Source organism: Pandoraea pulmonicola (assembly GCF_000815105.2).
In the GTDB taxonomy this organism is placed as follows: domain Bacteria; phylum Pseudomonadota; class Gammaproteobacteria; order Burkholderiales; family Burkholderiaceae; genus Pandoraea; species Pandoraea pulmonicola.
The window spans coordinates 3,440,749-3,452,641 of the sequence record NZ_CP010310.2; the positions used below are offsets into that span (position 1 = coordinate 3,440,749).

The 11,893-nt window shown below is 65.5% G+C and carries 14 protein-coding genes; 5 read left to right on the forward strand and 9 right to left on the reverse strand.

Annotation, left to right across the window (positions count from 1 at the left end; translation table 11 throughout):
• Positions 1-97 precede the first annotated feature (97 nt).
• From cpaB to RO07_RS14740, 5 genes are all read right to left on the reverse strand, one after another.
• Entirely contained in the window at positions 98-1,117 is a 1,020-nt protein-coding gene (cpaB, locus tag RO07_RS14720; protein WP_039411760.1) for a Flp pilus assembly protein CpaB, read from the reverse strand.
• Positions 1,118-1,240: 123 nt separating this feature from the next.
• On the reverse strand, positions 1,241-1,720 hold the full coding sequence (locus RO07_RS14725) for a TadE/TadG family type IV pilus assembly protein (protein WP_115089113.1): 480 nt from the start codon (positions 1,718-1,720) through the stop codon (positions 1,241-1,243).
• 203 nt (positions 1,721-1,923) lie between these two features.
• Positions 1,924-2,403, reverse strand: a complete 480-nt coding sequence (locus RO07_RS14730; protein WP_084072625.1) for an A24 family peptidase — start codon at positions 2,401-2,403, stop codon at positions 1,924-1,926.
• A gap of 13 nt (positions 2,404-2,416) precedes the next feature.
• On the reverse strand, positions 2,417-2,617 hold the full coding sequence (locus RO07_RS14735) for a Flp family type IVb pilin (protein WP_237171261.1): 201 nt from the start codon (positions 2,615-2,617) through the stop codon (positions 2,417-2,419).
• A gap of 192 nt (positions 2,618-2,809) precedes the next feature.
• The gene (locus tag RO07_RS14740) at positions 2,810-2,995 is read right to left on the reverse strand and encodes a Flp family type IVb pilin (RefSeq protein WP_039411763.1); all 186 of its coding nucleotides are present in this window, start codon (positions 2,993-2,995) and stop codon (positions 2,810-2,812) included.
• A 1,074-nt stretch (positions 2,996-4,069) separates the two neighbouring features.
• On the opposite strand from RO07_RS14740, the gene RO07_RS14745 reads away from it, so the two are divergent.
• The 4 genes from RO07_RS14745 (at position 4,070) to RO07_RS14760 (ending at position 8,079) form a co-directional block, all read left to right on the forward strand.
• Entirely contained in the window at positions 4,070-4,390 is a 321-nt protein-coding gene (locus RO07_RS14745; protein WP_039411765.1) for a hypothetical protein, read from the forward strand.
• A gap of 27 nt (positions 4,391-4,417) precedes the next feature.
• Positions 4,418-5,962 carry a collagen-like triple helix repeat-containing protein gene (locus RO07_RS14750; RefSeq protein ID WP_039411768.1) on the forward strand — a complete coding sequence of 515 codons (1,545 nt, stop codon included), beginning with the start codon at positions 4,418-4,420 and terminating at the stop codon, positions 5,960-5,962.
• Between the two features lie 130 nt (positions 5,963-6,092).
• A complete protein-coding gene (locus RO07_RS14755; RefSeq protein WP_039411771.1) occupies positions 6,093-7,271 on the forward strand; it encodes a collagen-like triple helix repeat-containing protein in 1,179 nt (392 codons plus the stop codon).
• 76 nt (positions 7,272-7,347) lie between these two features.
• Positions 7,348-8,079 carry a MarR family winged helix-turn-helix transcriptional regulator gene (locus RO07_RS14760; protein WP_052267338.1) on the forward strand — a complete coding sequence of 244 codons (732 nt, stop codon included), beginning with the start codon at positions 7,348-7,350 and terminating at the stop codon, positions 8,077-8,079.
• A gap of 252 nt (positions 8,080-8,331) precedes the next feature.
• On the opposite strand, the gene RO07_RS14765 is transcribed toward RO07_RS14760, so the two are convergent.
• The 3 genes from RO07_RS14765 to RO07_RS14775 form a co-directional block, all read right to left on the reverse strand.
• Positions 8,332-8,814 carry a DUF2147 domain-containing protein gene (locus RO07_RS14765; protein ID WP_052267339.1) on the reverse strand — a complete coding sequence of 161 codons (483 nt, stop codon included), beginning with the start codon at positions 8,812-8,814 and terminating at the stop codon, positions 8,332-8,334.
• Between the two features lie 160 nt (positions 8,815-8,974).
• Complete coding sequence (locus tag RO07_RS14770) at positions 8,975-9,349, reverse strand: DUF2147 domain-containing protein (protein WP_418303686.1); 375 nt, start codon at positions 9,347-9,349, stop codon at positions 8,975-8,977.
• A gap of 126 nt (positions 9,350-9,475) precedes the next feature.
• Positions 9,476-10,093: a DUF2939 domain-containing protein gene (locus RO07_RS14775; RefSeq protein ID WP_052267341.1), complete on the reverse strand. Its 618-nt coding sequence runs from the start codon at positions 10,091-10,093 to the stop codon at positions 9,476-9,478.
• A 247-nt stretch (positions 10,094-10,340) separates the two neighbouring features.
• Between RO07_RS14775 and RO07_RS14780 the strand changes: the two genes are divergently transcribed.
• On the forward strand, positions 10,341-10,703 hold the full coding sequence (locus tag RO07_RS14780) for a hypothetical protein (RefSeq protein WP_039411776.1): 363 nt from the start codon (positions 10,341-10,343) through the stop codon (positions 10,701-10,703).
• 35 nt (positions 10,704-10,738) lie between these two features.
• On the opposite strand, the gene zapE is transcribed toward RO07_RS14780, so the two are convergent.
• A complete protein-coding gene (gene zapE, locus RO07_RS14785) occupies positions 10,739-11,836 on the reverse strand; it encodes a cell division protein ZapE (RefSeq protein WP_039411778.1) in 1,098 nt (365 codons plus the stop codon).
• Between the last annotated feature and the right edge of the window lie 57 nt (positions 11,837-11,893).

The window sequence follows — 11,893 nt, forward strand, 5'->3', positions numbered from 1 at the left end:
CGAACCTGGCTTCTGATCATGGCGTGGCTGTATCGGTCACTGTGTCGGTTGAGGGGCGAGGCGCCTGGGGTCTGGCTTTGTCTCGATGGCTTGCGTGTCAATAGGCGGCCGTCGTGCGTTCTGCACCGCGCACGACCTCGATCGTGCCACCGCCGCCCGAGCCGCCGCCTCGCGGCGCATGCTGCGCGACTGCCGGCCGCACCGGCGCGCCTGCGAGGCCCGTCGTGGCGATCCCGGCGTAGGCCTGGTTCTCCGGTGTGTCGAGCGCCGTCCGGTCGTCCGCCCTCAGGCCGGGCTTGCCGGCAAGCACCGGCGGCGGCGGCGTGAACAGCGACGTGTCGGGAGTGGCGTCATCGCCCGGATTGCGCAACGCGAGCATGATCTTGCCCTGCTGCACGCCGAGCACCACGCGATTGACGTCGGCCACCGGCACGGCCACCACGGCGGCGGTCGCAGGCATCGGCGGCTGCGCGCTCACGTTCTGCGGCGCAGGCGGCGCGGTCGCAGCCACGGCCTGCACGGTCGAAGCCACCGACGGTGCGGGGGGCGGCGGCGTCACGTCGTCGAGCGACGCGCTGCCGTAGCTCAACACGCGCACGCGCGAAGCGAGCAGGCGCGATTGCATGTCGTCGACCAGTCCGACTGCCGGACCTGGCGCCTGGTTGGTTTTCATCGTGAAGAACACGTCGACGTAGTCGCCGGGGCGAATGCGGTGGCTCACACCAATGGTTTCGGTGACGGGAATGGCGACGGCGCGCTCGCCCGACGCCAACTGCATCGCAAGGCCGCGCGCGAGTGCGTTCTGGGTGACAGGCACATCGGCGGCGAGTGCGACGAGCGGCACACGGCCCACGACGTCGGCCGGGTTGGCGAAGCCACCGACGGTCTGGCTGTCGAACTGCACGAGCTTCACGCCATCGGCGCGAATAGGCTCGCCGGGAGGAAGCGCCCTGGCCGCCACCACGGCCGGGTATCGCTGCGTGAGCGTCTGCGTGACCGGCGACGGCGTGACCGCCGGAGCCGGTGCGTTGGACGTGCCCAGGCGCAACGCGAAGAGCGCCAGCAACACCCCGGCGGCGACCAGCACTGCGGCGAGAATCTTGGTGGCTTTGTTCATGGCTTGGGGCCTCGCGGCCGTTCAGTCACTACTTGCGGGACGCCGGTAGACCGGCGGCATTCACAACCTGGCAAACCCTCACAGCTTCCTTTCGCGCATCCTCCGCCGACTCGACTACCGTCCTCAACTGCCTCCCAGCGTGGACGCGTCCAACGTGATCGCCGCCGTGCCGACCACGTTCTGCGGCACCAACTGTCCCAGCCCCGGCCAGTTGACGGTCATCGGCTGGGTCAGCGTCAGCGTAACGTGCACGATGCATTGCGAACTGCCGGCCGATGCACCCGACGCCGGACACGGAAACGTTGCATCCGGCGTGAAGCTGGTGTTGACCGCGGACGCCGATGGCCACGTCAGCGTGTTCGTGATCGCTTGCGTGGCGTAGCCCTGGCGCTGCGCCATGGTGCCCGCACGCAGCATGGCGCGCCCGGCCTCCGAGGCAGCCTGGGTGAGCATCTGACGGGCAAGAATGGTGATGGAAAAGGCGACGGCGACATAAAACGCGGGCAGCAGGATCATCAGGATCAGCATGAATTCCAGTGCCGCGACGCCGCGCGTGCACGACGTTCGCAACCCTGATCCCGGCTGTGCCCCAGACCGCCTCATGACGTTACTCCCCGTCGCGCACGGCACTCACTGGCCATGTCTTGCGACGCATAGATATGACACATTTGCGCGGCGTCGCCCGCGCCTCCCATGTTTTCGGTGCCACCTTCAGCAGCACTCTCGGCGCCCTGGACATTTCGGTGCCTGTCCAAAGCTGCCTGTTCGTCTCGCCCCGTCTGCCTCGACGGCAATACCGACAACGCTTAACGCAGCACCAACGCCGCCGCCGCCAGATACGCCCCGTACGGCAGGCCGACACGGCCGGCGCGCCATCGCAGCATTCGCTGCCACACATGCCCGTCCGCAAGGCGCTCGCACCCTCGCGCGAGCCATTTCATCCGCGCGGTGAGCAGGACCAGAGCATGCACCCCGGCCGCCACGCTCGCCAGGCACCACACCGGCAACAACACCGGGTACCCTCCGACCAGACCGATCAACGCGAACAGCTTCACGTCGCCGGCGGCCATCACGCCTCGCCACCAGAAAGGCAACAGCGCAATCAATCCGAGCAACGCACCCAATCCGTGGACCCGGATCGCACCCGGCTCACCATGCCACGCCCGCCAGCCGATCCACACCAGCGCCAGCGCCCCGACACACAGCAGCCAGACATTCGGGATGCGACGCGCGATCAGGTCGGTGAGCATGATCGGCACGCACAGCAACCACAGCAATGGCAGCACGGGACGTCTCGCCTCAATGCGCGGTGGCCGAGGTCGCCGCCGACGTCACGGTGCTGAATGTGTTCGACAGCACCGAGCCCAGTTGCGTAAAGACGGTCGCGCCGATGATGACCGCGACGATCGCCGCGAGAATCCCGTACTCCAACGCCGTCACACCCCGTTGCCGGGACAGCCCCCGCTGCCCGACGACAGCGCTCATTCGCATTGCTTGCATGATCCACATCCTCGCGAATACAGCATCCCCCTGTGTCGAACGGCGTCGGAAAACACCGCCCGCCCCCCTTTCCCGCTCACGGATGAACCGCAAGCGTCGTGCCTGCATTCTTTTCGTTGAGCGCTGGTACGCCGGACGGCTGTCGTGCCTGATGGCCCACGCGCAGCATGGGCGACGCGCGCGGCGCGCCTGTCACGCGCCGGCTGCCGTCACCGCGGATTGGATCTTCGAGAAGACCTGGGAGAATGTCGTGCCGAGACTACCGAAGACGGTGCCCCCGATCACGACGGCGACGATTGCCGCGAGGATGCCGTACTCGAGCGCCGTCACACCGCGCTCGTCGCGCGCAAACAGTCGAATCCGATTGCCGAGCTTCATATTCCACTCCCTCCAAAAGGCGCATCGCGCTCGTTGACGTTTATCGCCGATCGTCATCACGGACATCGGTCATATCGCTTATCAACTCCGGACTTCGACCCTGGGTTCGTTGCACGGCAAGGCTTGCGAACCTCTTTTACCTCGTACACCGCAATTTCTTTACCTCTCGGCACAGATTTTTCAGCAGCGTCCTGTTCTTCCCGATCCTAATTTAAACTAAAACGCAAAAACTAGAGCCATGCTTCCAATCGACCCCGAGAATGTAAGAAAAAGTTACAGACGCCGATCAACAATACTCTAAAACTCGCAAATACAACGCCCGCGAGGGAAAACCATGATTGGTGCGACACCACAAACCCAATCCCGCAACCTCGCAAACCCAATCTCCAATACGTGCAGCACTCGTTTAAATAACTATTCATCCATTGTGTGCTGCGGCAATGCTTCGCGGCGTCGATGAGCGGCGTTGCCGCAAGCGCACACTACGTCTCACCCACTCGCATCACCCGCTGCATGGGCCCGCGCGACGCCGTTCCACCAGCGATCCACATGCCGTCAAGCAACCTCGTCTCTCTCGATACTTTCAATTCATTTCCAAATCGAGGCCTCGCGCAGCGCCACGGTTTCTTGCCTGTTTCAACGCTGTTTTGCTGCTCGATTTCGATCGACGATTGCACGTCATTTCATGAATCAAGGGTTCCGAACTCTGATCGATAAGCCGGTCTTTTCATCGCGGCAGCCTTCCGCGATAAATGTCCTTTTGCCTGGCGATTTTTGTCTCGACTTTTTGTCTCGACGTTACGTAACGTTACCCGTAACACCCTCCGTAACGGGAACGGCATTCACGCCCGTACTCGCCATTTCCCGATGGCGTTAACCCTGATTTTTATCCCTTCTCCCATCTCGTCGATCTCTCGATCAAAGAGATTCTTGTTTTCCAAAACGCAAATAAATACAGGCTTTCCGGGCGATCGAACAAAAAACTAGAGCTAACGCTCGGTTCCCGCCGCGCCGTTTGGCACACCTCTTGCGGATACCCCTGCATCGCAACGCTGAAGATCACCGGGGGACACCATGATCATTGGCAATACCAAGCAATCGACGCCGCGCCCCGTCGCCGCCCCGGCCGACCGGCAACGCGTGACGGCCGCACAGCACAGTGCAGCCGTCGACAACGATCGTAGAGGCGCAAGCCCAGGGAGGGGCGGTGCACAAGGCGGTGGCGTACGCGCCACCGCCACACCGTTCGACGCCGCCGATGTCCACAACACCGGCAACGCGCATTCGGGCCGTGCGATGACGGGGCCCAACAGCGCCGATGTGGACGCGCTTCTGTTTGCACTCATCGCACAACGCATGAACAACCGACTGGCGGCACACGCCGTGCCCGCCTGACTAAGACACAGACCGGAGAACCCCACCATGAAGAACATCCAACGCAACCTTCTCGCTTCCGCCTGCCTCCTCGCCGTCATCACGATGACCGGCTGTGCGAGTTCCGGCTCGGGCGGCACCAGCGGCACGCTTGGCGATAGCGGCGGCAGCGGCACGACTGCCGGCACGGGCGGTGGCGGCGGCACAGGGGCAGGCACCGTCAACGACGGCCCCGGCGCCGGTGGCGACGGAAGCGGTAATGGAGGTAACGGTAATGGCAACGGGAACGGGAACGGCGGTACCGGTGCGGCGACCAACCCGATCGGCACGGTGGCGGGCGCGGCCGGCACCGGCGTCGTCACGCAGGTCGGCAAGTCCGTCAGCGATCTGGGCACCACGCTCGCCGGCACGCAACTGCCGCTCGTGAGCCCGCAAACGCAAAGCGGCCTGTCAGGCGCCGTCGTCTCCACCGGCAACGCCGTGCAAACGCTCGGCAACGGGCTGACGAACGGCCTGGGCAAGCTCGGGTCGATCAACGATCCGCTCAACCCGACGCTCGCCAGCGTGGGCGGCGCAGTCTCGAACCTCGGCACCGCCGGCACGCAACTGGGCAGCGCTGTCGCCGGCCTCGGCCAGACTGGACCGCTTGCCAACACGCCCGTCAACGGTGTGACGACGCTGCTCGGCGGCGTGGTCGCCTCGGTCGGCAAGGCAGGCGAAGCCCTCGGCGGCGGTCTCACGCAGACCATCACGAGCACTCCGGTGCAACAGTTGACGACGGGCCTCTCGTCGGCCATCACGCCGATCACGAGCGTCGTGACCAACACCACGCAGACGATAGGCAACACCACTGGCCTGGGCACGCCGGTCACCAACCTGCTCGCACAGGTCGGCGGCGGCCTCGCCGGCGTGGGCACGAAGATCGGCGGTCAACTCAACAACCCGATCGCCACCGACATCGGCGGTGTCGTGGCGGGCGTCGGCAACACGGTGGCCAGCCTCGGCGGCGTGGCTCACGGCACGCCGACGAGCACCAACCCGCTGGCACCGATCACGTCGGTTCTCGGTGGCCTCGGTAGCTTGGGGGGAGCGGGCGGCGCCGGTTCCAACCTGCTGGCCCCCGTCACGAATCTCGTTGCCGGCCTCACGGCAGCGCCGGGAGGCGCTGCGGGCGGCAGCGCGGGCAGCAATCCGCTCGCGCCGGTCACGAATCTCGTTTCCGGTCTGACGGGCGCACTGGGTGGCGCCACGGGCGGCTCGTCGAGCGCCAACCCGCTCGCACCGGTCACGAACCTCGTCTCCGGTCTGACGGGCGGACTGGGCGGCGCCACGGGCGGCACGTCGGGCGCCAACCCGCTCGCGCCGGTCACGAACCTCGTTTCCGGCCTGACGGGTGGCCCAGGCGCAGCTTCGGGCGGCTCGGGAAGCTCGGGCGGTTCGGCCGCCGGCGGCGTGCTCGCCCCGGTGACCACCCTGCTCAGCTCGGTGACGGGCGCCGTCGGCGGCGCCACGGGTGGCGCCACCGGCGGCAGCGGCCCGCTCGCACCGGTGACGGGGCTGCTGGGCGGCTTGCTCGGCGGCACGAAGAAGTAATCGTGGCGCGTGCCGCATGCACGCAACGGCATCGCAGCAAGCGGCTCCGGTTTCTCAAATGGAAGTCACAGCGTCATCCCGGTGGTCTTCCGCCGGCAAACATTCAGAACGATCAAGGGAGAGGAACATCATGTCGAACGGACTTCAACGCACCCTTCTGGCCTCGGCCGCCATCGGCCTCGTCGCCCTCACCGGCTGCTCCAGCGGTGGTGGCGGCAGCGGCGCAAGCTCGGCCGGCACCACCGGCACCCCGAATGCCGTCGGCACGACGGCAAGTGGCGCCGGCGGGGTCGTCAGTTCCGCCGGCAACGTGATCAGCGCCCTCGGCGATCAGGTCTCGAGCACGCAACTGCCGCTCGTGTCGCCACAAGCCTCGCAAGGCTTCGGCGGTGCACTGTCGAATACCGGCAAGGCCGTCACCGATCTCGGCAATGGCGTGAGCGCCGGCCTCGGCCAGACCGGCACATCGGGCGATACGGTCGGTACGACGCTCGCGAGCACAGGCAACGTCGTGACGGATCTGGGCCAGGCAGGCGTGTCGCTCGGCAGCGGCGTGGCTGGCGTCGGCAAGAGCGGCCCACTCGCCGGCACGCCCGTCGACACGCTGACCGGCGCGCTGGGCAACGTCGTGGGCACGGTCGGCCAGGGCGGCATCGCCGGTGGCGCGATCCTGAAGCAAGCCTTCTCGGGCGGCCCGGTCACGCAGGTCACCTCGACGCTGTCCTCAGCGATCAATCCGGTCACCAACGTCGTGTCCGACACCACGCGCACCATCGGCAACACCACGGGTCTGGGCGGCCCCGTGCAAAACCTGCTGACGACGCTTGGCAACGCCATCGGCACAACCGGCGGCACGATCAAGGGCACTTCGTCGAACGGTGTCGTGACCGCACTGGGCAACACGGACATCTCCACGGGCAACACGGTCTCCGGTCTGGGCTCGCTGCTCAACGGCTCCACCTCGACGGGCTCGGCCAACCCGTTCGGCTCACTGCTCGGCAACCTCGGCACGACGACGGCCGGCGGCGGCAGCAGCGCCAACCCGCTCGGTCCGGTGACCGGTTTGCTGGGCGGTCTGGGCGGTGTCGGCGGATCGAGCGGCGGCAATCCGCTCTCCCCTGTCACGGGTCTTCTCTCGGGCGCGACCGGCGGTTCGTCGGGCGGCAGCAGCCCGCTCGCGCCGGTGACGAATCTGCTCTCCGGCGTCACGAACGCCGCGGGTGGCAGTTCCGGCGCCACGGGCGGAGTGACCAATCTGCTCACGCCGGCGACCAACCTGCTCGGCAGCGTTGCCAACGTCGGGAAGTAATTTCACCCTCGTCGCGAGGCTTGCCGGTCCGTCCCCGCCCCGCGCACCTCACGCGCTTCATCGACAAGGAGATGCCATGGCCCGCTTCATTTCCGACACCAGCGTTCTGATGCGCGGTCATGGCGAATCCGCCCCGCCAACCTCCGAACCTGTCGCGATGCGCGAGACCGGCGACGGTTTCGTCACTCGCCACACACACACCACGTTCGGCACCGATGCGAGTGCCGATTCCGGGGCAACGTCCGGCGCCTCCCCGCTCAACGCAACACACGGCACCATGAGCGACCGACACACGAACCGCAACGATCTCGTCTCCGGCATCGTCCGCTCGCTCGGACGCCGGCTCGCCGTGTACACCGCGCTCTATCATGCCGCGCTCGCCGAACAACTCGGCCTGAACGTGACCGACCTGAACGCGCTCGATCTGATTCTCGAACTCGAATCGATCACCGCCGGACAACTCGCCGAACTCATGGGCGTGAGTTCGGGCGGCATCACCACCGTCATCGATCGTCTGGAGCGCGCAGGATTCGTCGAGCGCGAGAAGAACCCTCACGATCGTCGCATGGTGATGGTTCATCCCATCGAGGAACGCTGCGCGCAGATCGAACAGTTTCTGTCGTCGGTTTCGCGCGAGTTGACGGCGGTGAGCGCCGCCTACGATCACAGCGAACTCGCTGCCATTCACGACTTCCTGGTACAGAGCATTCGCACGCTCAAGAGCGAAACGTTCCGCCTGCGCTTCGAAGCCGATCAGGACATCGCGGGTCTGGTGTCGAACAGCCGGCATTCGCCGACCCAACCCTGAGCCGGCACTGCGCGCGTTCCGTCGAGGAGAAGCGTCATGTCGAAAATGTTGCGTCACAAGGCTGCTCGGTGATCTCTCGGGCGCTACCGGCTCGACAGGCGCTCCCGGCAATCCACTCGGGGCGGGCATGCGGGAAAGCAGAAGACCCGGGCACGACATCTCCCGGGTCTTCGTGTATAGCGCCGAGGCGCCGCGCTGCGGCCCTCGACGATTGCCTGATGATGACCTGACGATGGCCTGGCTATTACGCGATCATTGCTCGCGAATCCACGTCTGCGTGCGGCCGATCAGCGAGATGCCGATGTAGCCGCGCACGTCGAGCTTCTTGCCGCCATCGGTAAGCGTCATCTTGCAGTTGTACTCGGTGCCGTTCTCCGGATCGAGAATCTTGCCGCCGTCATACTGCTCGCCGTCTTTCTTGATGCCGCGAATGATCTGCATGCCCAGCATCTTCTGATCCTTGCGCTCGTCCTTGCATGCCGTGCAGATCCGTGCCGGATCGTCGCTCTCGCCAAGGCCCTTGGTGATCGTACCGACGTACTCGCCGTTCTTCTCGGTGATCGTCACGAGCGCTTTCGGTTTGCCGGTCTTGTCGTCGATCGTCTTCCACACGCCGACCGGCGAGGACTCGTCGGCAGCAAAAGCCGCCTTGGCCCCCGCCCCCAACAACGCTACCGCGACGAGCGCTTGCGCGCTCAGACGTCGCCACGACGTCGAATTCGAAATCGCCTTCATGATTGTCATCCTCCCGGATACGGAATTGATTTGTCGTAGGACTCACGTACCGGCCGCGCCTGCGCCGCCGTCCGCGCGAGTCGCTTTGAAGATTACGCCAAAGGCGTCACAACGTGCAGAGGAAGTCCTCTAGGGCTTCTCCACGCGAGCGCGGACGACATCATCGCTCGCGTATCCAGACCTGCGTGCGACCCAACAACGAAATGCCGAAATAACCTCGAACTTCGAGCTTTCGGCCACCGTCGACGACCCTCAACTTGACGCCGTATTCGCTACCACTGTCCGGGTCGAGAATCTTGCCGCCGGTGTACTCGTCGCCGTCCTTGTGCAGTCCACGAATGATCTGCAGACCCTGCAGCTTCATGCCTTTGCGCCAGTCGGTGCACTCGTTGCAGCGACGCTCCAGCCCATCGGCACGCCCCAGACTCTTGACCAGTGCGCCGACGTACTCGCCGTCTTTCTCCGTGATGGCGATGAGCGCTTTCGGATCGCCCGTTTCGTCGACGATGCGCCACACGCCGACGGGCGACATCATGTCGGCCGCCGCGGCCCCACAGGCCGCGGCGCACAACATGGCAGCGACGCAAAAGCGTCGCCATGACACGGCATTGAACATCGATTTCACGGTGACCTTCGTTGGAGATTAGCGATCAGGGAGCGATCAGAGCGGCGGCAAGGCGATCGCCGTCAGTCGCCATTGAACGAGATTGCGGCGCGTCAGCGTGAATGTGACGACGCGCTCGGGCCGATCGCTGCGCGACACATGCACGAGGAAATGGTTGAAGTCCTGAAACTCGGTGCGCGTGATCGTGCGCGGCGAGGCTTCGCTGGGCGCCGCGGCGTCGCCGCCGGCCGGTGGCGTGGTGGACGCAGATGACGATGGGGCCGACGGGGCCTGCTGCGGTTGCGGCACGACGTCACGCGGCTCGGGCGCACCCGGTGCGGGCGGCAGGCCGGTGCTGTCGCCGCGCAGCATCGCCGCGACGGCCTCCGGCGTGAGCAGCGCTTCGACCACGCGATCGGACACCCAGCCGCCCAAGGCGAGCGCCAGCGCCCCCAGGGCGTTGCCGCGCTGCTTGTCCATCTGGCGAGAGAGTTCGTCGTGCAGGCTCAGCTTCAGGCTGTCGCGCACCGCAGGATAGTCGACGTACGACGAGAGCGCGTCCGCGTCGCGCGCATTGGCCGCCTCGCGGGCACGCCACAAGGTGTAATACGGTGTGCCGAACAGCAACCCCAGCACGACGACCAGCCCAGTCAGGGCAATCCATAATTTACGCATCGTTCAGACTCCGACAGTCAAACTGCGCATGGTAGGCGTTTCGCGACAGCGCGCCCCCGACGACTTACATTGCTTTACAAATCCTTACAGCACAAGGCACGGCAGGCTTTTACTCTCGAAGCGTAAGCCGCACATGGCGGCAAAGCTCCGGCACCCTGCCCACACGGCGAGGTTACTCCCGATTTGCCGCTGCGCGCCGGTGTCGTCCCGGCCCACCCGGCCCTTCAACCGACAAGGAGGTGGCACGATGCGTCACGACCGACTTGTCCGAGCCGTGTGTTTCGTCTCGCTGAGCGCCGCCTGCCTGGGCGCGGCGGCGCAGACAGGGGGGGACGGTCGATTCCTTCGGGACTGGTTCGCCCAGGTGGCCGAACGTCCGGGCGGACGCGGCGATGCCGACTCGCGCGAGTCCCGCGATTCGCGCGGCAATACACGCTCCGGGCCGACACGGCCGCAGCCGCAGGAAGTGCGGCCGCAAGGCGACCTGCGCGGCGACATCTACAACCATCTGCGCGAGCAACGTCAGCCGCCACCCGCGCCCGCTCCGCCTGCCGGACCGTCAGGACAACCGGGCGAGCGCAAGCACGATCGCGGCAACCGGGAGCGCTGAGCGCGGCACCCCAACACGCCGCGCATCGCATCCGCTCAAGTCAACGATGTATCGACCGTGCGACGCGGTGCTTCCAGATACTCCAACGACTGCATCTCCACCAGACGCGACACGGTACGCGTGAATTCGTTGGCCAGCGTGCCCTCGATGTAAAGCTCCTCGGGCGGCACTTCCGCCGACATCAGCAGCTTGACCTTGTGATCATAGAAGACGTCGACGAGCCACGTGAAGCGACGCGCTTCCGACGCCATTCGCGGCATCATCTTCGGCACATCGGAGAGCACAACGGTGTGAAAGCGGTTGGCCAGTTCGAGATAGTCGTTCTGCGAGCGGGGACCGCCGCACAGCGTATGGAAGTCGAACCAGACCACGCCACCCGCGCGACGCAGCGCTTTCAGTTCGCGTTGCTCGATGTGCAGCAGCGGACTCTCATCGGGCACTCCCGCAATCTCGGTGAAAGCGGCGCGCAAGGCGCGGTTCGCCTCGTTGCCGAGCGGATAGTGATACACCTGCACCTGCGCGAGCGTGCGGCGGCGATAGTCGATACCGGCGTCGACGTTGAGCACGTCGAGCTTCTCTTCGAGCAGCTTGATGGCGGGCAGCACGCGATCGCGATGCAGGCCGTCCGGATATAGCGTGTCGGGACGGTAGTTCGACGTCATGACGAACTGCACGCCGTTCTTGAACAGCTCCGAGAGCAGGCGGTGCAGGATCATCGCATCGGCCACGTCGGACACATGGAATTCGTCGAAGCAGATCAGGCGATAGCGCTTGGCGATGCGCTTGGCCAGTTCGTCGAGCGGATCGGGCAACCCCTTGAGCGCCTGCAACTGGTGATGCACTTCGCGCATGAATTCGTGAAAGTGCAGACGCGTCTTGCGCTGGAGCGGCACCACCGAGTAGAAGCTGTCCATCAGGAAGCTCTTGCCGCGCCCCACCCCACCCCAGAGATACACGCCCTTGGGCAGATCGGGATGCACGAGCCACTTCTTGATGGTGTTCGAGCGCCGAGCCTTGTAAGCGGCCCATTCGTCGTAGCACTGTTGCAGACGATCGACGGCCCGCTCCTGGGCCTCGTCGGGCTTGTAGCCGCGCGCGGCCAGTTCCTGTTGGTAGTATTCGCGAACGTTCATGCGGACTGCGCGCCCTGAAATAGCCAGAGGGCCGAAAGGCTAAGGGATTCAAAAAAA

Coding starts and splice junctions, on each gene's coding strand:
- RO07_RS14780 (WP_039411776.1), top strand. CDS start 10,341: ATGCGTCACGACCGACTTGTCCGAGCCGTGTGTTTCGTCTCGCTGAGC.
- RO07_RS14740 (WP_039411763.1), bottom strand. CDS start 2,995: ATGAAGCTCGGCAATCGGATTCGACTGTTTGCGCGCGACGAGCGCGGT.
- RO07_RS14725 (WP_115089113.1), bottom strand. CDS start 1,720: ATGAGGCGGTCTGGGGCACAGCCGGGATCAGGGTTGCGAACGTCGTGC.
- RO07_RS14750 (WP_039411768.1), top strand. CDS start 4,418: ATGAAGAACATCCAACGCAACCTTCTCGCTTCCGCCTGCCTCCTCGCC.
- RO07_RS14765 (WP_052267339.1), bottom strand. CDS start 8,814: ATGAAGGCGATTTCGAATTCGACGTCGTGGCGACGTCTGAGCGCGCAA.
- RO07_RS14735 (WP_237171261.1), bottom strand. CDS start 2,617: ATGCAAGCAATGCGAATGAGCGCTGTCGTCGGGCAGCGGGGGCTGTCC.
- RO07_RS14745 (WP_039411765.1), top strand. CDS start 4,070: ATGATCATTGGCAATACCAAGCAATCGACGCCGCGCCCCGTCGCCGCC.
- zapE (WP_039411778.1), bottom strand. CDS start 11,836: ATGAACGTTCGCGAATACTACCAACAGGAACTGGCCGCGCGCGGCTAC.
- RO07_RS14770 (WP_418303686.1), bottom strand. CDS start 9,349: ATGATGTCGCCCGTCGGCGTGTGGCGCATCGTCGACGAAACGGGCGAT.
- RO07_RS14760 (WP_052267338.1), top strand. CDS start 7,348: ATGGCCCGCTTCATTTCCGACACCAGCGTTCTGATGCGCGGTCATGGC.
- RO07_RS14775 (WP_052267341.1), bottom strand. CDS start 10,093: ATGCGTAAATTATGGATTGCCCTGACTGGGCTGGTCGTCGTGCTGGGG.
- cpaB (WP_039411760.1), bottom strand. CDS start 1,117: ATGAACAAAGCCACCAAGATTCTCGCCGCAGTGCTGGTCGCCGCCGGG.
- RO07_RS14755 (WP_039411771.1), top strand. CDS start 6,093: ATGTCGAACGGACTTCAACGCACCCTTCTGGCCTCGGCCGCCATCGGC.